Here is a 21959-nt window from a genome sequence, read left to right on the forward strand (position 1 = left end):
TGTTTTTTAAAAGATGGACAAAATTACAAATTTATTTAGAATGGATAATTAATGCCTATATTAAATTGAGATTTATTTATATTGAATTCTGTAAACCAACGGCTTGCTTGATTTAGACTGGGTGAATATGTTTTGAATCCCCAATCTAATCGTAATACAAAAAAGTTAAAATCATAACGATAGCCTATTCCTGTTCCTAAAGCTAAACCTTCTAATGAATTGAAATTTTTAAAAACCTTTTTTTCATCTATTTCGTATGCTTTTCCAATATTAGCATTCCAAATATTTCCACAATCTGCAAATAAAGCGGCATGATGTTGGCCTAAAACAGTAAATCGAATTTCAGTATTGAATGCTAATTTCATATTAGCTTCGTTGAAATCATTTACGGAATTTGAGTTTCCAGGTCCCAAACTATAGGACTGCCACGCTCTGTTGTCATTAGCACCTCCTGCAAAATAACTTCGAGTAAAAGGAATAGAGTTTGAATTACCATAAGGAATGGCAAGCCCACCAAAAGCTCTGAAAGCTATGTATATTTCGTTTCTTAAATCCCAATGTTTTATATATTCTAATTCAGCTTTTAGATATTGTGAATATTCAAGTCCTAATATGTTACGATGCCCATTAAGATTTTTAGGTCTATTGGTTAAGTCCGCAATGAGAGACATAATATTTCCTGTGGATTCAAATTTAGTTTTAACGCTATAAAACTCTTTATCAGAAATGTCTGTTTGAGAGGTTTTGTTGTAACTAATACTGCTAGATAGGATTAAATTGTTTTCAGTTAATCTTTTTTTTCTTTCTAAAATACTTTGAATGGTTCGTAAGTCTTGTTCGTTTTCATTTAATTTGGGGTAAAGCCCCTCAAAGGCGTATTTCATAAATAGATCGGCTCCACCATTTTCTATTGATAAATTGTTTTGATCATCTAATAATTCTGGATAATGGTTGTATAATTTTGCTAATTGATTAAGCTGGTCATAACTTGATGTATATACATTGAAATAATTATTGATATTGATGTTTTTTATATACTGTAAATTTGCTAAATCTAATTTGAAGTTGGTTTTAGAAGAAGGAGACCAGTTATAGTTTATTACTCCTGTAATACTTTCTTTGTCCAAACCAATATTGAGTTGTTTAGAAAAACTTGCTCTTATGAGTGTACTAGGAAACATAGATTTAGGAATAATACTTTTAGTATTTAAAGGGAAAAATATTCTAGGAAATGATAATTTTAAGTCTGCTCCATATTCTTGAATGTTAAAAAATAATTTTTTGGGGTTAGCAAAGTCTTTGGAAGAACCTAGATTTCCTTTTACACCAATTTCTAAAATTTCCGCTCCTCTAAAGATATTATTGATAAGGACAGATGTGTTTCCTGTAATACCAAAGTCTTGTATGTTGGAATGAGTAAAATCCGCACTAGCTCTAAAACTAAATCGGTCTTTTGGGATAAGTGTGATTTCAGTTGTAAGAGTCTTATCTTTAGGGTTTTCGGCAAAAGTAATATTAGGGAAATTAAACACGCGTAAGTTGCTTAAAGAACGTAGTGTTTGTGTTCTGTTGAAATCACTAAAGACACTATCTTTTTGTATAAAAATACCGTTTGTTATTGATTTGGCGCGGTGTTTTATTTTTTCGTTGCTATAAAAGGTGTAGTTTTTATAAGTTACACTGTCTTTTATTTCCTTTACAAAAAAACCTTTTTTAGGTTTGTTTATGATATTAATGTTTATTTTTCCTATTTTTTTGATTTCATAAGGTTTGGTAATTAGAGAGTCTCCTTTTTTTATTTTGCGATCTGTAATTTTTATTGTTACAGGGGTTTTATAACTTGCTGTGTCAATTTCAAATTCAATATTTTGTTGTTGGAAGTCATATATTCCGTTGTTTTTAAAGTGCTGTGTAAGTCTGTTTATTTCATTACTAAAGTTACTTTCTTTGTATTGTTTGCCTTGTTTTATGTGTGATTTTAAAGCAACTTTTTGGTATAAAGAATCAATAGATTTATTCGCTATATCTGTTTGAATTGAGTCTAAAATGTACGGTTTTCCTTTTTTTACAAAATATTCAATACTTGCTTTTTTGTTTTTTAAGTAATTAATTTTATAGGAAGATTTAGCGTGTAGATAGCCTTGGTTTTGGTACCAAGCTTCTATGTTTTTTGCATTTCTTATTGTTTTAATTGAATCAACAAGCACTGGAGGTTCCCCCGTTTTTTTTAAAAAAGAATGAATTCCTGAATACAAAAAAGATTTGCCAAGTCTATGTACTTGCTTTTCAGATAACCATTTAGATAGCTTGTTGTATTTTTTAGGATTATCTAATATGTTTTTTTTAAAAAGGGAATCAGTGTGTTCTTTTGCGAGATTATATAAGTGTAATCTGAAATTAAACCCTAGGATAGAAGTATTGGGTTGCTGATTTATTTGTTCAATAATTCCGTCTTCATTTGTTTTAAATTTCAGACCATCAACATCTAATGTGTTGTTTACTAGCAAATGTTTATTGGCAGGAACTTTTTTTACCGTGCTACATGCGGTATAAAGTACTGCTAATAGAATAATTATTGATATTTTTGTAGGGATTTTGTTCAAACCAAAAAAATTAATTCAAAAATACATTTATGCTTAGCAAAAACCAAATAAAACTTGTTTCTAGTTTACATCAAAAAAAATACAGGAAAGAATATGGTTTGTTTTTAGCGGAAGGAGTAAAGGTTATTCGGGAACTTTTAGCGTCTAAATTTGAGTTGGAGCATTTGTATATGGTAGAAGAACTGTTTGATGATTTGCCAGCTAAATTTAAAACGTTAGTGTCCACCGTTGAATTAAACAGAATGAGTGCTTTGACTACGGCTAATAATTGTTTGGCTTTATTTAGAATTCCAAAAGAGCGAGTATTGAAAGAGGAAGGACTTATAGTTGCTCTTGATGATGTTAGAGATCCAGGTAATTTAGGGACAATAATCAGACTTTGTGATTGGTTTGGTGTTTCACAAATTGTATGTACTAAAGAAACAGTTGATTTGTATAACCCTAAAGTAATACAAGCTACTATGGGGTCTGTTAGTAGAGTTGATGTTCATTATGTTGATCTAGAAGTGTTTTTGAATAGTACAAAACTTCCTATTTATGGTACTTTTATGGATGGGAACAATATATACAAAGAGGAACTTCCTAATCAAGGAATACTTATTTTAGGGAATGAAGCAAATGGTATTTCTGAAAAAATAGAAAATAAAGTTGCGCACAAAATAGCAATACCTCAATTTGGCGATTTGCAAAAAACGGAAAGTTTAAACGTAGCCACAGCTACAGCAATAGTTTTAAGTGAATTTAGGAGAGGTTTTTAGTGAAAAGAAAAGTTTATAAAAATCCCTCGTGTATTCATACTTTCAATGTTTCCAGTCCAAGGGCTATTGGGGTTGTTATCTGGGATCATTTCATTGTTAAATCCAAAGATACCTCGTATAGACGGTGAAAATTTGAAATACTCAAGATAAATATCAATACCAGCTCCTAGTTCATAGTTATTACTCTGTTTAATCATTCTAAAACGATTAACAGAGTTGTCATCTGTAGATTCTGCATTGCTGGATAAATTAATAGATCTAGAGACACCACCTAGTACATAGGGCTTGATGTTACCTGTGCGTTTTGATGAAAATTTCAGAAGAAGAGGGAAATGTATATATGTAGATTTTACCTCTCTGAGTTCATCTCGGGTTTCCTTCATGTTAGGGAAATGAAGGTTTCTTTGTCCGTAATGCAGTCCTGGTTCAAAACGCAAATCAATGTGTTCGTGTAGTCTTAAATTGCTTATTAAGCCTACATTAAAACCTGTTTGACTATCCACAATTACATCTTGTCCGTTGTGTTTTTTGTTGATTTTGAAGTCATAATTGTTGAAACCTAAAAAGAAACCAAAATGCACTCGTTGTTTGTCAAAATTAGCTAGGTTAGTTAATGGTTTTTTTGCAAAGATATGTTTGCTGAAAGGGGTTTGCCCTAAAACAGGAAAAGCAAATAGTAGCAGTATTAAATAGTTTTTCATTTTTTATCTTTTTGAAGCAGAATAAATTGTTGCAACTCCCATAGTTTGTGGTGTATGTTTTACATCTATAAACCCAATTTTTCGTAAAATATTGTTTAACGCTTCTCCGTAAGGAAAGATAGATGCGGAATCTGCTAGATAACGATAAGCAACTTTGTCTTTGGAAAAAAATTTTCCAATTAAAGGCATAATCATTTGAGTGTAAAATTGATACCCTTGTTTGAATGGAAATTTTTCAGGCACTGAAGTTTCTAGGATTACAAAGATACCTCCTGGTTTTAATACTCTAAGGATTTCGGAAAGACCTTTTTCTAAATTTTCAAAATTTCGAATCCCAAAACTTACTGTTATAGCGTCAAAACTATTGTCTTCAAAGGGAATGTTTTCAGAATCACCTAATACGAGTTCAATTTGGTTGGATAAATTCTTTTTACGTATTTTTTCTTGTCCCACTGCTAACATTCCTGCCGAAATATCTAGGCCGATTATCTTTTCGGCTTGTGTGTCTTTCATTAATATTGCTAAGTCTCCTGTTCCAGTAGCAATATCTAAAACTTTTTTTGGTTGAATAGAACCAACTAATTGTACTATTTTTTTTCGCCATTGCACATCTATTCCAAATGAGATTACACGATTTAAACTATCATACTCATGGGAAATAGTGTCAAACATTTTAGATACTTGTTCTTTTTTGCTTGAGTCAGAGTTTTTATAAGGTTTTGTGCTAATTGACATAAAAAAAATATTTGAAGCAAATATAAAATTTAATTTTGAATGGAGAATAAGGTTGTTTGTTGATAAAAAACAGATGTTTTGTTCATAAAATAGGGGTGTATGCTTTTTAGTGTGTTATTAAGGTTATTTTTAGGCTCTCAGCTAGAATTGTTGTTGAATAAAGTCTTAATTTGTAGATCTTTTTTTCTTGGTTTTAGTGTTTTGTTTCAGGATAAAAAAACTTAAAAAAAAATGTGTAGAATTGTTTTTAAAAGAAGTTTTACTTTATATTTCAGTCAATTGAAATATTGGCTTTGAGTTAAAAAGAGCTAAATTTTTAATCATAATTCACTTTAATTGTAATAAAATAAGCGGTATTTTTTTAAAATACCGCTTATAAAATATTTATATCTATATAATTAAAAACTGTTTTCAGCAATCAAAAAAAATAGAAAAGAATTATTTTATGCTGAATAATCCTTCAGGTTTGTTTTCCAAAGCATTAAAACGATCGATACATTCTTGTATAAGTTTTTTAGCTTCAGTAATATCACCCCATCCTTGAACGTCTACTTTTTTATTTTCAAGGTCTTTATAAACTTCAAAGAAATGTTCGATTTCTTTTAATAGATGTGGATTGATGTCGGATAAATCATTTAATTTGTTCCAGATAGGATCAGAAATAGGGACACAAATAATTTTTTCATCAGATCCTTTGTCGTCTGCCATATTAAAAACACCAATAGGTTTTACTTCTACAACACAACCTGGGAATGTAGGTTTCGTAACCAAAACTAAAACGTCTAGAGGATCACCATCTAAAGCTAGAGTTTCAGGAATAAAACCATAATCCGCTGGATACATCATAGAAGAATATAACATACGATCAAAACGCATTCTTTTTAAATCAAAATCATATTCATATTTATTACGGCTTCCTCTAGGGATTTCGACTAACACGTCAAATGTAGTGATTTTATCAGTAGTCATTATTTTATATATTTAATTTTGAGGGTGCAAAGGTACGTTAAAATTTGGAATATGGAAATTTGAAATGCTAGTTTTTCAGTAAATATTCTTTTGTTGATGTTGAAAACGAGTTGATTAGTACTGATGTGGAATTTTATACCTTATTTTTTAAGGTAACAACGACGAATAAAAAAGGGATACGTTTTATGAGATGGCGTATTTTTGAGTATATTATGACTGTTTCTTTTTTTGCTTTGAAATGTAATAATTTTTTAAGAGGGCTTGTAGTATTTATATGATGTGAAATCAAAACATCTGGATTCTTGAAAGCAAGTATCTGGTAAGAGCATCTAATAAATAGGTCATTTTATTCTAATTAAATCGTTTTTAGTATTTTCAGTTGGTTTAGATGTTACTCGCTTCGTAATTTTTAAATTGTTTTCTGAAATATTTAATTAAGATTTTAGTAGTAATTCCTTTAATTCAAATTATGCGTTAGACTTTGTAATGAAGATAAAAACGCACGGAAATATTTTACTACGGCTGTAGTTTTACTTGAGGGTAAAAAATCGAGTCCTTTTTTATTTTCAAAGTTGTTTTATTCTATAAGAGGCAACTGTTTGAAATTATTGAGGAGGAGGGATTATTTTAGACAAGTCATAAAACGTTATGACTTGTCTAATTTTTTTAAAATAATGAATTAATAGTATTAGAATTCAGGGAAGAAACCAAAACGTACACCAAAAGTAGGAGGAATACTACCGTTAATATCTGTAAATGCTGAACGCCAAATACAATCTATACGAATGGGTTTGAAATTTCCAAGACCAATGTTTTCAATACCAAAACCATATTCTGAATAAGCATTAGTTGGTGCGTTATAGTTTATAGATGAATGATTGATTGTTTTATTACTTTGAGATATACTGCCCCAAACGGTTTTGTAAAATAGTACTTCTCTTAATTTTAGTTTTTTTAATAGAGGGATCCTGTTAAATATATAGCCATTGAAATGATGCTCAAAGCGTATCGAAAGATATTGATCTGTGACTAAATCATAATAGTCTAGTAAGGAAAAAGAATTAGGAGAAATAGAATATGCCTGATTTACAACAATTGGAGTTAAGAGATTGAGAGGTAGTTTTTGGAAAACTTTCGCCCCTTCTAATGTAGTTCTTAATACACCAAAGTTACTTAACTGTAAGGGTTTTTCGTATAATAGTTGGACTTTATCATAATTATATTGTCCATTAAATACCCCTTTTAAGCCATGTGTGTACTTAAGAGCAAATGTACTATAGAGTCTTCCTGTATAAGTTTGGTCTACTCCAAATCCATAAACATCTCGCTTAGGAGTATAGAAAACACCGCAACTAATAGCAAAATCAGTTAATGTGTTTTTTATTTCTCCGTTGTAATTGTACGCTAATGAAAATCTGTTTTCACTTGCTGATTTCATATATCTGTGCACAAAGCTTAGGTTGAATTTTAAGTTATTGTGGGGTTGGTAATCAGTGCTAAATACACTTTTTTCTACATTTGTTAGACTGTAATTTTCACCTCTTGCAATAATTACATTTGTGCTAGGACCTGTAGCTATAAGTTCTGATTCCTCTAAACCTATACCGCTTAGTTGTAGGTTGTCTTTTAGAAAACCTAATCCTAATGTAATACGGGGACTGCTATTGATTAAATAACGAGTGCTAAGTCCGAATTTTGTAGCATGATCCATTGATCCATACGCCATATATCCATTTACTCTAAACATATCATTAGGGTTCGTAAATGTTCTGAAACCTGCTTTTAGTCTAAGGCCTTCGATATTATTGTTTGAAAAAGTTTGATATAATGAGCCGTATTGTATGTTTTTAAAAACAGTAAAATACCCAGAAGTAAGTATTGTAATTAGATTGGTAACTCTTCTTATTCTTTTGTTGTTTCCTAGGTCTGTAATGATTTTTCTTGTGTTGTTTATCCCTGCTTCTCGAGTAGTAAGCTGTTTCCAGTAGTTATCTTCTTTCTCAAATTGATTGGCTAGTGTTTGTACTTCAACTTGGTCATAAAAATTTGGGGCTAATTCTTGGTTAAAAATATAATCAGAATATAGTATGTTTTTTTTTAGATACATACCTTTTTCGCCATCTTCTTTAGAAAAGAAAGTAAAGTCTCCCTCGTAAGTTTCACGTTCAGGTAGGTATACATCATTATCCTGTATGGTATAAATTTTTTCAATAGAAAGGTTTCTTACGAAATTTAAATTTACTTTAGGGTTGTTGCGAAGATAGATTTCCGTAATGGCAAAATTTTTGTCGCTTACTTTAAAAGAACCTTGAAAAAGTAAGTCTTGATTATTTCTAGGAAAATAAAAGATTTCGTAAATCTTCTTATTACCCTCTTGAATACTGTCTTTTAAGACATACTCATATTGGCTATATCCGCGTGTGGATAATGGACTCATGAAAACTTTGTTAAGTATTACTACATCATCATCATATACGTCAAAAGGTTTTATAAAATTGCCTATTTTTTCCATCATAAATCCTTTGTCTGCCAATCCCGTAGTACGTTCCCCTTCAACAACTTCTTTGTATTTGTTGTTTATATTGTTGCCATAAATTTTTTCGTTTGTTTCTTTTAAGTAAGTGGGAATTATGTAGTTGGTTTGGTTTCTTTTTTGTTCGGCAATTTTTATTACACTATCATAATGACTCCCCCAAGACTCTTTTTAAGAAAATGCTGTCTAAATTGCTTAAACCGTTTGCTACTGAGGTATATTTAGTGTATTGGTAAGATTTAGAAGATACTAATCCATTTTTCTTCTTGTTTTTCCAAATTTGTTGTAAGATTCTATAAGCAGGATTTTCCTCTTTTTTTAAATGTTTTTTAGGTTTAGCAACTACAATAACTTCTTTTAATTGTTTTGTTGTAGACATAACCACTTTTAAATTGTTTATGATGGATGTGTTTAGTTCAACTTCTTTATCTTCAAAACCAGCATATTTAATGATGATTGTTTTGTAGTCATTTGCAGATTCAATGCTAAAGACTCCATTTATGTCAGAAGAAATTCCTGTTTTATTGCCTTTGAAATAAATGTTAGCAAAAGGCAAAGGGAGGTTTTGGTCATCATATATTACTCCACTAACTTTTGTTTGTGCATTTACAAATAATGTAAAAAACAATATTGTAAAAAAACTAATCTTTTTTTGCATATTCTTAAAAATTGGTATATACCTAAGAATAAAGCTCCATCATTTTCTAAAAGATGGAGCTTTATATAAATAACAGATATATAGTTAATTATTTATACAATACTTTCTTAACTGCTTTAATCACATCTTGTGCGTTTGGTAACCATTCTTTTAATAAAGTTGGCGAGTAAGGAGCCGGTGTGTCAGCTGTGGTAATTCTTTGAATAGGCGCGTCTAAATAGTCAAAAGCTCTTTCTTGAACTATATAGGTAATTTCAGAAGCTACTGATGCAAAAGGCCAAGCTTCTTCTAGAACTACTAATCTATTTGTTTTTTTAATAGAGTTTAAAATGGTATCGTAGTCCATAGGGCGAACTGTGCGTAAATCAATAATTTCAACAGAAATTCCTTCTTTTGCTAGTTCATCGGCAGCTGTGTAAGCTTCTTTGATTATTTTTCCAAATGATACGATTGTAACATCTGTTCCTTCGCGTTTAATATCGGCTACTCCAATAGGAATTGTGTACTCTCCTTCAGGTACTTCTCCTTTATCACCATACATTTGTTCTGATTCCATAAAAATAACAGGATCATTGTCGCGTATAGCGGATTTTAAAAGACCTTTAGCATCATAAGGAGTAGAAGGTACAATAACTTTTAATCCAGGGCAATTTGCAAACCAATTTTCAAAAGCTTGCGAGTGCGTAGCTGCTAACTGACCCGCTGAAGCAGAGGGGCCTCTAAAAACCATAGGCATTGGGAATTGTCCTGCACTCATTTGTCTCATTTTTGCGGCATTGTTAATAACTTGATCAATACCCCCAACGAGACAAAAGTTAAATGTCATATATTCTACAATTGGGCGACAACCGTTCATTGCACTACCTACTGCTATGCCTGAAAATCCCATTTCAGCAATAGGAGTGTCTATAACACGTCTAGGGCCAAACTCGTCTAACATTCCTTTTGAAGCTTTATATGCTCCATTGTATTCAGCCACTTCTTCTCCCATTAAATACACCGACTCATCGCGGCGCATTTCCTCACTCATAGCTTCACAAATGGCTTCTCTAAACTGTATCGTTCTCATAAAATTTTCTTAGATTCTACAAAATGAATCGCAAAAATATGAAATTTTAAACCAGGATCAATGAAATTAAAAGAGAAACTAACTAAAAAATGATAAAAAATTATTATGCACGCATAATAATTGTATGTATATTTTAGTTATATTTGTAATTCTATAAATTTTAAACCAATTTGATTAGCAATGAAAATATTAGTTTGCATCAGTCACGTACCTGATACTACTTCAAAAATTAATTTTACCAATGGTGATTCAGAATTTGACACGAATGGGGTACAATATGTAATCAATCCGAATGATGAATTTGGATTAACAAGAGCCGTAATGTTTCAAGAACAGCAAGGTGCTACAGTAACTGTAGTAAATGTGGGTGGAGCTGATACAGAACCAACGTTAAGAAAAGCATTAGCTATTGGAGCAAACGATGCAATTCGAGTAAATTCAAACCCAACAGATGGCTTGTTTGTGGCAAAAGAATTAGCTGAAGTAATTAAAAATGGCGGTTTTGACTTAATAATTGCAGGAAAAGAATCATTAGATTACAACGGAGGAATGGTTCCTGGTATGACTGCTGGTTTGTTAGGATACAATTTTGTCAATTCATGTATAGATTTAAAAGTTGAAGGGAATACGGTAACGGCTGCTCGTGAAATTGATGGAGGGAAAGAAGTGGTAACTACATCATTACCTCTTATCGTGGGAGGTCAGAAAGGATTAGTGGAAGAAAAAGATTTACGTATCCCTAATATGCGCGGAATCATGACTGCTAGAACGAAACCTCTTAATGTAGTAGAACCAGTAGGAGTAGATGTTGCAACAAAAGCAGTGAAATTTGAAAAACCAGCTCCAAAACAAGAAGTTAAATTAATAAGTCCAGATAATTTAGATGAGCTTATTAACTTATTACACAACGAAGCTAAAGTTATCTAATTTTGAATTTTAAATGATAAATTACGAATCATTTAAAAAATATAATTCAACGTTTAAACAAAATAGTAAAAATTATGTCAATTTTAATATATGCAGAATCAGCGGAAGGAAAATTCAAAAAAGTAGCATTTGAATTAGCTTCATACGCAAAAAAAATAGCAGAATCTACTGGAACTACAGTAACAGCTTTAACTATTAACGCTGGAGATGTTTCAGAATTAGGAAAATACGGTGTAGATAAAGTGTTAACAGTTTCTAGTGATAAATTAAACAATTTCAATGCTAAAGTATATGCTGATGTAATTAAACAAGCGGCAGAAAAAGAAAACTCTAAAGTAGTGGTATTGTCTTCTACTACAGATTCTTTATACTTGTCGCCTCTTGTTGCAGTAAACTTAAATGCAGGTTATGCTTCTAATGTAGTTGCTTTGCCTGTAAGTACAACTCCATTCCAGGTAAAAAGAAACGCTTTTTCAAACAAAGCTTTCAATATAACACAAATTGATACCGATGTAAAAGTGTTAGCTATAGCAAAAAATAGCTTTGGGTTAGTAGAGTCAATGGGTTCAGCTACAGCTGAAGATTTTGCTCCAGCTATTTCTGATGCAGATTTTGGTGTAAAAACTCAGTCAGTAGAAAAAGGATCAGGAAAAGTTACTATTGCGGATGCGGATGTAGTAGTTTCTGGAGGTCGTGGATTAAAAGGACCAGAAAACTGGGGAATGATTGAAGAATTAGCTTCTGTGTTAGGGGCAGCAACAGCATGTTCTAAACCAGTTTCTGATTTAGGATGGAGACCTCATAGTGAACACGTTGGGCAAACAGGTAAGCCTGTAGCTACTAACTTATATATTGCAGTTGGTATTTCTGGTGCAATTCAGCACATTGCAGGTGTTAACTCTTCTAAAGTAAAAGTTGCAATTAATTCTGATCCAGAAGCCCCTTTCTTTAAAGTTGCAGATTATGGTATTGTAGGTGATGCTTTTCAAGTGGTTCCCGCTTTAATAGAGAAATTAAAGGTATTTAAAGCTCAGAATTCATAAGTTGAGTTATTTAAAATAATCCTAAAAAGAGCCATATTATGGCTCTTTTTTATTAACAGTACAAAGTTTTTTGTTACTTTGCAAAGATATATTCACAGTCAAAAAAATGAGTTTAGTCAGACTATCTATAAAAGGAATTTCATACAGCCAAACGCAAAATGGAGCTTATGCTTTGATTTTAAATGAAGTAGAGGGAGAACGAAAATTACCTATTGTTATTGGAGCTTTCGAAGCGCAGTCAATTGCTATTGCTTTAGAAAAAGAAATACGACCTCCAAGACCTCTCACACATGATTTGTTTAAAAATTTTGCCGATCGATTTGATATAATTGTTAAACAGGTAATTATACATAAATTAGTAGATGGCGTTTTTTATTCAAGTATGATTTGTGAGCGCGATAAAATCGAGGAAATAATTGATGCTAGAACTTCTGATGCAATAGCACTAGCGTTGCGTTTTGAAGCTCCAATTTTTACGTATAAAAATATATTGGATAAGGCGGGTATTTATTTAAGTACTTCTTCAGATGAAAATAGAATATCTGATGAAGACATACTTTCAACGCCTGAAACTTTTGGCGCTTTGCAAGAAGATGATAAAACATCAGCTTATTCAAAATTAAGTTTAGCTGAGTTAAACGAACTCATGGAAGAAGCCGTTCAAGATGAAGATTATGAAAAAGCAGCCAAAATTCGTGATGAGATAAATAAAAGAGAATTATAATTTTTTCAGGGTATTCATTTATTCAAATAAGTTAAAAATGAAGCAATATCTAGATTTAGTTAAACACGTTTTAGATAGTGGAAATCAAAAAGGAGATAGGACAGGAACTGGAACCAAAAGTGTTTTTGGTTATCAAATGCGTTTTGATTTAAGCCAAGGATTTCCGATGGTAACAACAAAAAAACTACATCTAAAATCTATAATTTATGAACTCCTTTGGTTTTTAAGGGGAGATACCAATATTCAATACTTAAAAGAAAACGGGGTGCGTATTTGGGATGAATGGGCTGATCAAAAAGGAGATTTAGGACCGGTATATGGTCGTCAATGGCGCAATTGGAATAATGAAGAGATAGATCAAATAACAGAGTTAATAGAAACTTTAAAGAAAAATCCAAATAGCAGAAGAATGTTGGTTTCAGCTTGGAATCCTTCGGTTTTGCCCGATGATAAAAAAACGTTTGCTGAAAATGTTGCTAATGAGAAAGCCGCTTTGCCTCCTTGTCACGCCTTTTTTCAGTTTTATGTAGCTGATGGTAAATTATCTTGTCAATTGTACCAGCGTAGTGCAGATGTCTTTTTAGGAGTGCCCTTTAATATTGCGTCGTATGCTTTGTTAACCATGATGATTGCACAAGTATGTGACTTACAAGTCGGCGATTTTATTCATACCTTTGGAGATGCTCATATCTACAATAATCATGTAGAACAGTTAGAGTTACAGCTGTCCAGAGAGCCACGCCCGTTACCAAAAATGATCTTGAATCCAGAAATTAAAAATATTTTTGATTTTAATTTTCAAGATTTTACATTAATAGATTACGATCCTTATCCACATATTAAAGGAGAAGTAGCCGTATAAAAAGAGATTTAAATGGATATTAATCAACAGGAACTTTATGAGTATGCTCGTCTACGAATTAAGCAAAAAAAGCGTTTATATGCTCATTTTGTGATATGGTTTACAGCAAGTTTGTTTTTAATATTTACTAATTACGGGCTAAACACTTTTTCTGACTCGAATTGGTCACTTTGGGTTATAACCATTTGGTTTTTTTTCTTTGTTTTACATTTTATTCGCGTTTTTATAACGGAACGTTTTATGAACAAGAAATGGGAACGAGAACAAATAGAAAGATTGGTTTTTAAACAACAGCGTAAATTAGAACAACTTCAAAAAGAAATTCAAAAAAATGCCTAAGAAAATAATATTAATTGCTGCTGCGGGTCAAAATAATGAATTAGGTAAAAACAATAATCTGCTTTGGCATTTGCCAAACGATTTTAAGCATTTTAAAACCTTGACAAGTGGGCATTGTATTATTATGGGACGTAAGACGTTTGAAAGTTTTTCAAAACCACTACCTAATAGAACGCATATTATTATTACTCGGAAAAAAGAATATGCTGTTCCAGAAGAATGTATTGTTGTTCATTATCTGGAAGAAGCATTACAAGCCTGTCCTGTAGATCAAGAGGTATATGTAATAGGGGGAGGAGAAATTTATAGACAGTTTATTGATCTGGCAGATCAAATAGAACTAACAAGAGTGCATGGTTGTTTTGAGGCAGATACATTTTTTCCTGATATCGATCAAGATAAATGGGAACTTAAAGAGTCTATTTTTTATTCTAAAGACGAAAAACATTTGTATTCCTTTTCTATTGAAAAATATGTTAAAATCTAAACATCATTAGTTTTATCTTTTTTGCCCTTTTATTTTTATCAAAAAGGCTAAGACATCATTTGGGTTGAAGTATAAAAAAATATTTTTTTAAACAGAAGCTTTTTAGGTAGATCATCTATTTGAATTAGTGTAGTGGATAGAGGAAGATTTTTTAAGATGATTTTATTGTGTTTTAGTTAATGGATGGTCTTATTCAATAAACAATAATCCACTTTTAGTTAAGGGGAAATAATGCAAAATAAGACAACAACAGAGTTCGTGCTGAAATAGAGGGGGTAAATCAGAATAAAACTATTTAATTCTATTCTGATTTAGACTTATCTGTAAAGGACTTGGTTAGAATTAAAACAACCCATTAATTTCAGCGTCAATTTTATTAATAATCATTCCTAAATCTTCAGGATTGTCAACAAAGTTAATATTATCAACGTCAATTATTAATAAATTTCCCTTGTTGTAAGTCTGAATCCATGCTTCATAACGTTCGTTTAGTCGGCTTAGATAATCGATAGAAATTGAGTTTTCATAGTCACGTCCACGTTTGTGAATTTGTCCAACTAAATTAGGTATAGAACTTCTTAAATAAATTAATAAATCAGGCGGTCCAACTAAGTTTTCCATTAATTCAAACAAAGAGGTGTAATTTTCAAAATCGCGATTACTCATTAGCCCCATAGCATGTAAGTTTGGAGCAAAGATATGAGCATCTTCATAAATAGTTCTGTCTTGAATGATTTTTTTACCACTTTCCCTAATTTTCAAAATCTGACGAAAACGGCTATTCAAAAAATAAATTTGAAGATTAAAACTCCATCTGTCCATAGAGTGATAAAAGTCGTCTAAGTAAGGGTTTTCATCTACATCTTCAAAATGGGGTTCCCATTTAAAATGTTTGGATAGAAGTCTGGTTAATGTAGTTTTTCCGGCTCCTATATTTCCAGCAACTGCTATATGCATTAGGGTAAAATAATTTTATGATTGGTAATTCCTTGAGCTGTAAAAATAGCTAAATTTTGCTTTTTATAGTAAAAACTTATGAATGAATTTTCAATATTTTCGATCGGAATCGTTTTTTGTTTTTTGATGTCAAAAAGAAAAAGTTTTTCATTTCTTTGATATACAATGATTTTTTCGTCAGTTATTGATATTTGATCGTATTCAGGAAGTTTAGTTATCCATGTTTTTTTACCAAAAATACTACATTGGTAAAAATTGTTTTCTGTGTCTATCCAAAAGAAATTGTTGTAAGTAGAGGAATAATTTTTAATTGGTTTTTCAAAAATTACGCCAATAGCTTGTGTTGTGTTTTTAATGTAGTTGTAAAGGAGTAATTGCTGATTGGTTTCATTAAAAATCCAATAATTGTTTAAACCAGCTATTCCAATAGCACTTAAAGCAATTGAGTTGTTAATAGAGTTAAAGTTTAATTTTTGAACCTCGTTTAGTTGATTGTCTAAAGCTATGATGGTATTGAAATTGCTGAAAAAAACAAGGATTCGTAACGGGTTTTGTAAATCAACCTTAGAGATCTCTCCTAATTGAATGTTTTTATATTCATATTTTTCACCGTTTTTTATTTTGAACAAGATATTTTTTTTGATAAAGTAGAGAAAACCTATGTTGTCTTCGCCGATGTATTCATCTGCTTCAATTGGTGTAGCGTTTATGAGTGAAGCATTAATTTTAGGTACTTGACTAAACGTGAAAAGATTCAATAATAATACGAGTATACATAACATTTTTTTCATAATAGAAAGGTATGAAAATAAAACAGCCTTGTAACTATAATTTACAAGGCTGTTTGAGGTTTGTATTTAGTTATTATAAGTTAAAAGCAGTTTTTATTTTATCTACGAAGTCTAATTTTTCCCAAGTGAATAATTCAACTTCAACTTCTTTTTTCTCTCCTGAAGGAGAAACAAAGCTCTTAGTAACCACTTCGTTTTTACGTCCCATATGTCCGTAAGCAGCAGTTTCACTATAGATAGGAGTTCTTAATTTTAAACGTTGTTCAATTGCATAAGGTCTTAAATCAAATAATTCATTAACCTTTTCAGAAATCTGAACATCAGTTAAACCGTTTTTAGCAGTTCCATAAGTATTGATGTATACATTACATGGTTTTGCAACACCAATAGCGTAAGAAACTTGTACTAAAACTTCATCAGCAACACCAGCTGCTACTAAGTTTTTAGCAATGTGACGTGTTGCATAAGCAGCTGACCGGTCTACTTTTGAAGGGTCTTTACCAGAAAAAGCACCACCACCATGAGCTCCTTTGCCTCCATAAGTGTCAACAATGATTTTTCTGCCTGTTAAGCCAGTATCGCCATGTGGGCCTCCAATTACGAATTTTCCGGTAGGATTGATATGATACTCAATTTTATCATTGAATAAATGAGCATATTGCGGATATTTAGCAATAATTCTAGGAATTAAAATCTCAATAATATCTTTCTTGATTTTAGCTAACATTTCCACTTCTTCAGCAAAATCATCATGTTGTGTAGAAATTACAATAGCGTCAATGCGAACCGGTTTGTTATTGTCGTCGTATTCTAAAGTTACTTGGGATTTAGCGTCGGGACGTAAATAGGTAATTTCGTTGTTTTCTCTACGTAATTCGGCTAATTCTTGTAATAGTTTATGAGATAAGTCAAGTGCTAACGGCATGAAATCTTCCGTTTCATTCGTGGCATAACCAAACATGATTCCTTGGTCGCCTGCTCCTTGTGCGTTTGCTTTGGTTTCAAAATCCGCTTCAGCTGTAATTCTATCCACACCACGATTGATATCGTCTGATTGTTCGTGAATAGCAGATAACACGCCGCAAGAATTCGCTTCAAACATATATTCGCTTTTCGTGTAACCAATTTTTTTAATTACCTCACGAGCGATGCTTTGAACATCTAAATAGGTTTTTGATTTTACCTCTCCTGCTAAAATTACTTGACCAGTAGTTACTAGGGTTTCACAAGCTACTTTAGACGCAGGGTCAAATGCTAAAAAGTTATCAATTAATGCGTCACTGATTTGATCAGCTACCTTATCAGGGTGTCCTTCACTCACTGATTCTGAGGTAAATAAATAGGCCATATACTAGTTTTTTTTTGTAATAATTCGTGAGGAAAATTTTGTAGCGATTGCCTAAAGAGTAGTAGTTACTGCTTTAGCATTTTTTTATGAGGTTGCAATCAGTTCAAATTTTTCCTCTTGTAAACTTGGTACAAATGTATAAAAGGAAATTGAATTCTGAAGGATTATTAACTTTTTTTTGAATAAACATAAGTATTGAAAAATGAGGTGTTTTTAGTTTTTTAATGGGTGAATTCGGTTTGTTTTAGAATTAATTAAACTAAATAAGTTTTGTTTAAATAAAATTTAGAAAAATAAACTATTAATTTTATTTTTAAAGAATAATAATCTAGTTTTGTCCTGTTTTTTTATGTTAGATGAAAAAGGATTTTAACAAATATATAATGAGTATGATGGGAATTCGTCTTTCCAGAGTTTACTATTGTATAAAATTTAAAAGTTTACAACAGCACCTCTGCAAATGCAGAGGTTTTTTTTTGAATAAATTTTACAACACAATTGTATAATACATAGAATATGAAAATAGAAACTCTTTTAGCTAATTTAACTCAGCACAGTGGTATCAAAGATGCTTATGGTGCTACCCATTTACCTATTTATAACACAGCTACCTTTGATTATAAACGACAGCAGAATACAGATTTTTAGTATGATTATTCACGAACGGATAACCCTACGCGCAATGCCTTGGAAACGGTTTTTGCAAAAGTTGAAAACGGATACGGAGCTGTTTGTACTAATACAGGTATTGCCGCTATTACGCTATTATTTGAAACTGTTTTACAATCAGGGGATAGAGTACTAGTAGAAAGGGACTGTTATGGAGGAACCTATCGTCTTTTGAATATCTTGTTAGAGAAAAATAATATTGAAGTATCTTATGCTGATTTTACCAATACAGAGGAAGTAGAAGATATTTTGGCTAAAAATAAAGTAACTCTAATTTTATGCGAATCACCTACTAATCCTAGTTTGAAAATTATAGATATAACAGCAATAGCTATTTTGGCTAAAGCCTATCATGCAATTTTTGCTGTAGATAATAGTATGGCAACATTTGCTTCGCAAAAGCCATTAGAATTAGGTGCTTATTTTTCAGTTTTTTCAGCAACGAAATGTGTTTCGGGACATGGGGCCTGCGTGGCTGGTGTTATCGTTGTAAGAGAGGAATCATGGTACAAAAAAAAATCATTATTATTCTAATGCACAAGGTCGTGCGCAAAGTCCTTTTGATGTTTTTTTAGTATCATTAGGCTTGCCTACACTAACTTATAGAATGAAAGCGCAAGAGCAAAGTGCTTTTCAAATAGCTCAAGAATTATTAAAGTTTCCAGATGTAAAATCAATTAAATTTCTAGGACTGAAATCACATCCACAATATGATTTAGTTAAAAGACAAATGAAGATACTACCAGCTGTGCTAACGGTTGATTTTGAAGATGAATTTATAGCTGAATCCGTTATTAAAAACACACAGCTATTTGGAGAAAAAGTTTCATTTGGAACCGCAGATTCAAAAATAGAAATTCCGGCTAAAATGAGCCACGCAACATATTCTGAAAAAGATTTACAAAAAATAGGATTGACTAAAGCTACCGTGCGCTTTTCTATTGGTTTAGAAAATACAGAAGATTTAGTACAAGATATAAAAGAAGCAATTGACTGTGCCTCTCTAAAAGTTTATTAAAAATGTATAATTATTTGAAATCTATTCCTTGTGGAGAATCAATACCTTTTAATAACCCGCACGCAGTTTCTGTTAGTTTACCTACAATCCATGATATAATTAGCTATGAAGAAGGAGATAAGAAGATGCTAGAAAAAATGCAATCGGGTTATCCAAGGTTTTTTAGGAATAAATTGGTACAACGATTGGTAGATTATGTTCGAAAAAAATATGAAGTAACGGAATATTATTTGATTTTACCTATTTCTTCTCAAAAAGCCTATCATATTCTTTGTGAATTAATTCATGTAAAGTTGGATTTTATAGAGCTATTAAATTGTGTTTTTATACGAATAAAATCAGATCATCATTTATTGAAACCAGTTAATGACTATATCCGAAATGCAGGATTTGTTATAAGTTTCCGACAAGCTGAAAATGTTTTGATAAATTTAGGATTGATCCGTCAAATTTACCAAGAAGAAAAAACAAAATTTTTAGAAGCTAATAGAAATATTCATACTATTTTAGGGCAAGCGTATAATGTAAATGATGATGCTATTGTATTAACAAATTCGGGTGCTAATGCTGTGTTTTTAGTTTGTGAAACCATTATTCAAAAAGGCATTTTAGAAGGAAAAAATAAGGTTGTGCAATTAGGATGGCTCTATTTAGACACCATGGAAATAGTACAAAAAAGAAGCCCCAATACCTATTGGCAGGTAGATGTATATAACTTAGAAGCATTAGAAATTTGGCTAAAAAAAAATCACAAAAGGATTTCTTTAATAACAACTGAGGTCGTTTCTCACCCAAAATTAGATTGCGTAGATGTAAAAAAACTCTATTCTATTTGTAAAAAATACAAAATAAAGTTATTGTTGGATGTTACGCTTATTACTCCATTTAATTTCAATGTTTTAGAACATTGCGATATAGCGGTTGAAAGTTTATCAAAATTTGCTTGTGGGAAAGGAGATGTGCTGATGGGAGTAATTGTTTCTAAAGATTTAAGACTATTGCAGAAAATAAAAAAAATATGTAATTAAGCCCTTTTCAGGAGAGATAGAAAGATTAGGAATAGAAATATTAAATTACAAAGAACGGCTAGAAAAAATATCTTTATCGGTACCCCCCCCCTTGATAGATTTTTTTTCTAATAAACCCCAAATCAAGGAGGTTTTAAGCGTTAGAGAAGGGAAGGCCTATGAGAATTATAAAAAAATAGCCACCTCAAATAGGATTCCAAGATTAGTATCTGTGGTATTTAATGAAAATTTGACGAATTATTATGATTGTCTAGAACTTGCCAAAGGGCCAAGTTTAGGAACAGAATTTACGTTGGTAATGCTTATGTGTATTTAGCACATTACGATCTGTTAAAAACAAAAGAAGGACGGAACTATTTGTTAACAAACAATTTAGAGTTTGAATTATTACGCATTTTAATTGGAACAGACCCTATTCAGGATATACTTGTTAAATTTAGAAAAAAAACAATATCTTAATGTTAAAAAAGTGTTAAAAAATAGTTACTAAAAAATATTATCCTTCAAAAAACGTTGTGCTGCTAGTTAAATATAACACTTTGTGGTGTTTGTTTTTTTATGTAGACTGCATGGTAAATAAAATAGAATATGCAACAAATGGAGAGAATTATTTTTGTTTTAAAGGATTTTTATTTTTCAATTTCGGAATTGCCTCCTGTGTTACAATTGGCAATGGTTTTAAGCTTTGTTTTTATTTGTGTGTATATTATAACTTTTCTTAATTTAATTTATTTGAATTGGGAGAAAAAATCAGTAGCTATTCAAAAAAAGACCCTTAATTTAATTTATTTACAAAAAATAAAAGAAATAGTATATTCTCCTAAAGAATATACACTAGAAGATATTAAGCTTGTTTTTGAAAATAAAAAGGATTTTAAAAAAACACATAAATTATTAATTACAGAAACGATTATTGAATTGATAGCTGAAGATGAGGTATATGATTTGCATAATTTTAATGAAATATTGTATTTTTTTGATTTAAAGTCCTTTTGGGAGGAACGATTATTAAAAGGAAATCTTAAAACCAAGTTAGAAGGATTATCACAAATTATAAAATTAAGATTAACGATATCAGAATCTGTTATTATTTCCTTAGTTTACGATAAAAACGAGGCTTTGCGTAAAAAAGCTAGGAAAGCCTATATTTATTTAAGTAAACATGATCCCTTTCGTTTTTTTAATGAAGATTTTGATAGTGAATTTACGGAATGGGATAAAATTCAAATCCATGAAATCCTTTTAAAAAGAGCAAAGGAATTTATACCCAATTTTGCTCAGTGGATTACCAGAACAGAAAATATAGATTTAAAATGTTTTTTTATATATGAAACATCTTTTTATAAACAACAAGAAAATTTACCTTTTCTATTAACACTTTTAACACAAACTACAAATTCTAAAGTTCGGAAGGCCTTGATAGAAGCAATAGGAGTTCTTCAAAACAATAATATAGAAGATGCTTTAATTGCAAATTATGACTTTGAACCTATATCAGTTCAACACAGTATTATAAAAACAGTTACAGAAACAAAACCAGATAATGGATTAGAGTTTTTGAGATCTGCTTTTTATAAAACCTTTGATACTAGTTTGAAGATTAGAATAGGACGCGCTATTTATAATTACGATAATGAAGGGGTAAATTTGATTAACGAAATGGAATCCAAAATTGATGATGGTTTTGAAAATTTAATTTTCAAACACATTAAAAACCCACTAATAAAAGTTTAATTTTTT

The 21959-nt window shown here is 31.0% G+C and carries 20 protein-coding genes and 2 pseudogenes; 12 read left to right on the forward strand and 10 right to left on the reverse strand.

The features are described from left to right. Positions 1 to 35: 35 nt before the first annotated feature. Positions 36 to 2603 (reverse strand): translocation and assembly module lipoprotein TamL, encoded by a 2568-nt coding sequence (gene tamL / locus B0A78_RS07535; RefSeq protein WP_014164941.1) that lies wholly within the window; start codon positions 2601 to 2603, stop codon positions 36 to 38. Between the two features lie 29 nt (positions 2604 to 2632). Between tamL and B0A78_RS07540 the strand changes: the two genes are divergently transcribed. Then, positions 2633 to 3361, forward strand: a complete 729-nt coding sequence (locus tag B0A78_RS07540; RefSeq protein ID WP_065212994.1) for a TrmH family RNA methyltransferase — start codon at positions 2633 to 2635, stop codon at positions 3359 to 3361. On the opposite strand, the gene porT is transcribed toward B0A78_RS07540, so the two are convergent. The 6 genes from porT to B0A78_RS07570 all read right to left on the reverse strand — a co-directional run bounded on the left by porT (position 3358) and on the right by B0A78_RS07570 (position 10026). Further along, on the reverse strand, positions 3358 to 4062 hold the full coding sequence (gene porT, locus B0A78_RS07545) for a type IX secretion/gliding motility protein PorT/SprT (protein ID WP_097609535.1): 705 nt from the start codon (positions 4060 to 4062) through the stop codon (positions 3358 to 3360). The genes B0A78_RS07540 and porT overlap by 4 nt on opposite strands. 3 nt (positions 4063 to 4065) lie before the next feature. After that, positions 4066 to 4797 (reverse strand): bifunctional demethylmenaquinone methyltransferase/2-methoxy-6-polyprenyl-1,4-benzoquinol methylase UbiE, encoded by a 732-nt coding sequence (gene ubiE, locus B0A78_RS07550; protein ID WP_014164938.1) that lies wholly within the window; start codon positions 4795 to 4797, stop codon positions 4066 to 4068. Positions 4798 to 5235: 438 nt separating this feature from the next. Continuing rightward, positions 5236 to 5766, reverse strand: coding sequence for an inorganic diphosphatase (locus tag B0A78_RS07555; protein ID WP_014164937.1), 531 nt, complete (start codon positions 5764 to 5766; stop codon positions 5236 to 5238). A 688-nt stretch (positions 5767 to 6454) separates the two neighbouring features. Continuing rightward, the gene (locus B0A78_RS07560) at positions 6455 to 8437 is read right to left on the reverse strand and encodes a DUF5686 family protein (RefSeq protein ID WP_317044837.1); all 1983 of its coding nucleotides are present in this window, start codon (positions 8435 to 8437) and stop codon (positions 6455 to 6457) included. A gap of 7 nt (positions 8438 to 8444) precedes the next feature. Beyond that, positions 8445 to 8957, reverse strand: a complete 513-nt coding sequence (locus tag B0A78_RS07565) for a carboxypeptidase-like regulatory domain-containing protein (protein WP_097609537.1) — start codon at positions 8955 to 8957, stop codon at positions 8445 to 8447. Between the two features lie 88 nt (positions 8958 to 9045). Then, a complete protein-coding gene (locus tag B0A78_RS07570) occupies positions 9046 to 10026 on the reverse strand; it encodes a pyruvate dehydrogenase complex E1 component subunit beta (RefSeq protein WP_065212996.1) in 981 nt (326 codons plus the stop codon). Between the two features lie 180 nt (positions 10027 to 10206). Between B0A78_RS07570 and B0A78_RS07575 the strand changes: the two genes are divergently transcribed. The 6 genes from B0A78_RS07575 (at position 10207) to B0A78_RS07600 (ending at position 14408) form a co-directional block, all read left to right on the forward strand. Continuing rightward, positions 10207 to 10953 (forward strand): electron transfer flavoprotein subunit beta/FixA family protein, encoded by a 747-nt coding sequence (locus tag B0A78_RS07575; RefSeq protein WP_014164934.1) that lies wholly within the window; start codon positions 10207 to 10209, stop codon positions 10951 to 10953. Positions 10954 to 11027: 74 nt separating this feature from the next. Then, on the forward strand, positions 11028 to 11996 hold the full coding sequence (locus tag B0A78_RS07580; RefSeq protein WP_014164933.1) for an electron transfer flavoprotein subunit alpha/FixB family protein: 969 nt from the start codon (positions 11028 to 11030) through the stop codon (positions 11994 to 11996). A 106-nt stretch (positions 11997 to 12102) separates the two neighbouring features. Then, complete coding sequence (locus tag B0A78_RS07585; protein ID WP_014164932.1) at positions 12103 to 12720, forward strand: bifunctional nuclease family protein; 618 nt, start codon at positions 12103 to 12105, stop codon at positions 12718 to 12720. Positions 12721 to 12757: 37 nt separating this feature from the next. Next, positions 12758 to 13582: a thymidylate synthase gene (locus B0A78_RS07590; RefSeq protein WP_014164931.1), complete on the forward strand. Its 825-nt coding sequence runs from the start codon at positions 12758 to 12760 to the stop codon at positions 13580 to 13582. A gap of 12 nt (positions 13583 to 13594) precedes the next feature. Continuing rightward, positions 13595 to 13921 carry a 2TM domain-containing protein gene (locus tag B0A78_RS07595; protein WP_014164930.1) on the forward strand — a complete coding sequence of 109 codons (327 nt, stop codon included), beginning with the start codon at positions 13595 to 13597 and terminating at the stop codon, positions 13919 to 13921. Beyond that, complete coding sequence (locus B0A78_RS07600; RefSeq protein WP_014164929.1) at positions 13914 to 14408, forward strand: dihydrofolate reductase; 495 nt, start codon at positions 13914 to 13916, stop codon at positions 14406 to 14408. The genes B0A78_RS07595 and B0A78_RS07600 overlap by 8 nt, the downstream gene beginning before the upstream one ends. A 342-nt stretch (positions 14409 to 14750) precedes the next feature. Here the strand turns inward: B0A78_RS07600 and B0A78_RS07605 are convergent, their stop codons facing one another. The 3 genes from B0A78_RS07605 to metK all read right to left on the reverse strand — a co-directional run bounded on the left by B0A78_RS07605 (position 14751) and on the right by metK (position 17504). Next, on the reverse strand, positions 14751 to 15365 hold the full coding sequence (locus B0A78_RS07605; RefSeq protein ID WP_014164928.1) for a deoxynucleoside kinase: 615 nt from the start codon (positions 15363 to 15365) through the stop codon (positions 14751 to 14753). Continuing rightward, on the reverse strand, positions 15365 to 16147 hold the full coding sequence (locus tag B0A78_RS07610; RefSeq protein ID WP_123907274.1) for a hypothetical protein: 783 nt from the start codon (positions 16145 to 16147) through the stop codon (positions 15365 to 15367). The genes B0A78_RS07605 and B0A78_RS07610 overlap by 1 nt, the downstream gene beginning before the upstream one ends. Positions 16148 to 16229: 82 nt before the next feature. After that, the gene (metK, locus tag B0A78_RS07615; protein WP_014164926.1) at positions 16230 to 17504 is read right to left on the reverse strand and encodes a methionine adenosyltransferase; all 1275 of its coding nucleotides are present in this window, start codon (positions 17502 to 17504) and stop codon (positions 16230 to 16232) included. A 516-nt stretch (positions 17505 to 18020) separates the two neighbouring features. Here metK and B0A78_RS14960 point away from each other — a divergent pair. From B0A78_RS14960 to B0A78_RS07635, 5 genes and pseudogenes are all read left to right on the forward strand, one after another. Next, complete coding sequence (locus tag B0A78_RS14960) at positions 18021 to 18152, forward strand: hypothetical protein (RefSeq protein WP_014164925.1); 132 nt, start codon at positions 18021 to 18023, stop codon at positions 18150 to 18152. A gap of 12 nt (positions 18153 to 18164) precedes the next feature. Next, positions 18165 to 18707, forward strand: a pseudogene (locus tag B0A78_RS14965) (aminotransferase class I/II-fold pyridoxal phosphate-dependent enzyme); the annotation flags it as partial. A 37-nt stretch (positions 18708 to 18744) separates the two neighbouring features. Continuing rightward, positions 18745 to 19191, forward strand: a pseudogene (locus B0A78_RS14970) (PLP-dependent transferase); the annotation flags it as partial. A 2-nt stretch (positions 19192 to 19193) separates the two neighbouring features. After that, positions 19194 to 20219, forward strand: coding sequence for a PLP-dependent transferase (locus B0A78_RS07625; protein WP_065212997.1), 1026 nt, complete (start codon positions 19194 to 19196; stop codon positions 20217 to 20219). A gap of 597 nt (positions 20220 to 20816) precedes the next feature. Next, complete coding sequence (locus B0A78_RS07635; RefSeq protein WP_014164924.1) at positions 20817 to 21953, forward strand: hypothetical protein; 1137 nt, start codon at positions 20817 to 20819, stop codon at positions 21951 to 21953. Positions 21954 to 21959: the final 6 nt, after the last annotated feature.

This window comes from Flavobacterium columnare NBRC 100251 = ATCC 23463, assembly GCF_002530675.1.
Lineage (GTDB): Bacteria > Bacteroidota > Bacteroidia > Flavobacteriales > Flavobacteriaceae > Flavobacterium > Flavobacterium columnare.

What these genes read in the sequence shown, in the direction of transcription:
- metK (WP_014164926.1), bottom strand. Translation starts at nt 17,504, where the DNA reads ATGGCCTATTTATTTACCTCAGAATCAGTGAGTGAAGGACACCCTGAT.
- B0A78_RS14960 (WP_014164925.1), top strand. Translation starts at nt 18,021, where the DNA reads ATGAAAATAGAAACTCTTTTAGCTAATTTAACTCAGCACAGTGGTATC.
- B0A78_RS07540 (WP_065212994.1), top strand. Translation starts at nt 2,633, where the DNA reads ATGCTTAGCAAAAACCAAATAAAACTTGTTTCTAGTTTACATCAAAAA.
- B0A78_RS07585 (WP_014164932.1), top strand. Translation starts at nt 12,103, where the DNA reads ATGAGTTTAGTCAGACTATCTATAAAAGGAATTTCATACAGCCAAACG.
- B0A78_RS07555 (WP_014164937.1), bottom strand. Translation starts at nt 5,766, where the DNA reads ATGACTACTGATAAAATCACTACATTTGACGTGTTAGTCGAAATCCCT.
- B0A78_RS07610 (WP_123907274.1), bottom strand. Translation starts at nt 16,147, where the DNA reads ATGTTATGTATACTCGTATTATTATTGAATCTTTTCACGTTTAGTCAA.
- B0A78_RS07605 (WP_014164928.1), bottom strand. Translation starts at nt 15,365, where the DNA reads ATGCATATAGCAGTTGCTGGAAATATAGGAGCCGGAAAAACTACATTA.
- B0A78_RS07575 (WP_014164934.1), top strand. Translation starts at nt 10,207, where the DNA reads ATGAAAATATTAGTTTGCATCAGTCACGTACCTGATACTACTTCAAAA.
- B0A78_RS07570 (WP_065212996.1), bottom strand. Translation starts at nt 10,026, where the DNA reads ATGAGAACGATACAGTTTAGAGAAGCCATTTGTGAAGCTATGAGTGAG.
- B0A78_RS07565 (WP_097609537.1), bottom strand. Translation starts at nt 8,957, where the DNA reads ATGCAAAAAAAGATTAGTTTTTTTACAATATTGTTTTTTACATTATTT.
- B0A78_RS07600 (WP_014164929.1), top strand. Translation starts at nt 13,914, where the DNA reads ATGCCTAAGAAAATAATATTAATTGCTGCTGCGGGTCAAAATAATGAA.
- porT (WP_097609535.1), bottom strand. Translation starts at nt 4,062, where the DNA reads ATGAAAAACTATTTAATACTGCTACTATTTGCTTTTCCTGTTTTAGGG.
- ubiE (WP_014164938.1), bottom strand. Translation starts at nt 4,797, where the DNA reads ATGTCAATTAGCACAAAACCTTATAAAAACTCTGACTCAAGCAAAAAA.
- B0A78_RS07590 (WP_014164931.1), top strand. Translation starts at nt 12,758, where the DNA reads ATGAAGCAATATCTAGATTTAGTTAAACACGTTTTAGATAGTGGAAAT.
- B0A78_RS07635 (WP_014164924.1), top strand. Translation starts at nt 20,817, where the DNA reads ATGGAGAGAATTATTTTTGTTTTAAAGGATTTTTATTTTTCAATTTCG.
- B0A78_RS07595 (WP_014164930.1), top strand. Translation starts at nt 13,595, where the DNA reads ATGGATATTAATCAACAGGAACTTTATGAGTATGCTCGTCTACGAATT.
- B0A78_RS07580 (WP_014164933.1), top strand. Translation starts at nt 11,028, where the DNA reads ATGTCAATTTTAATATATGCAGAATCAGCGGAAGGAAAATTCAAAAAA.
- B0A78_RS07625 (WP_065212997.1), top strand. Translation starts at nt 19,194, where the DNA reads ATGTATAATTATTTGAAATCTATTCCTTGTGGAGAATCAATACCTTTT.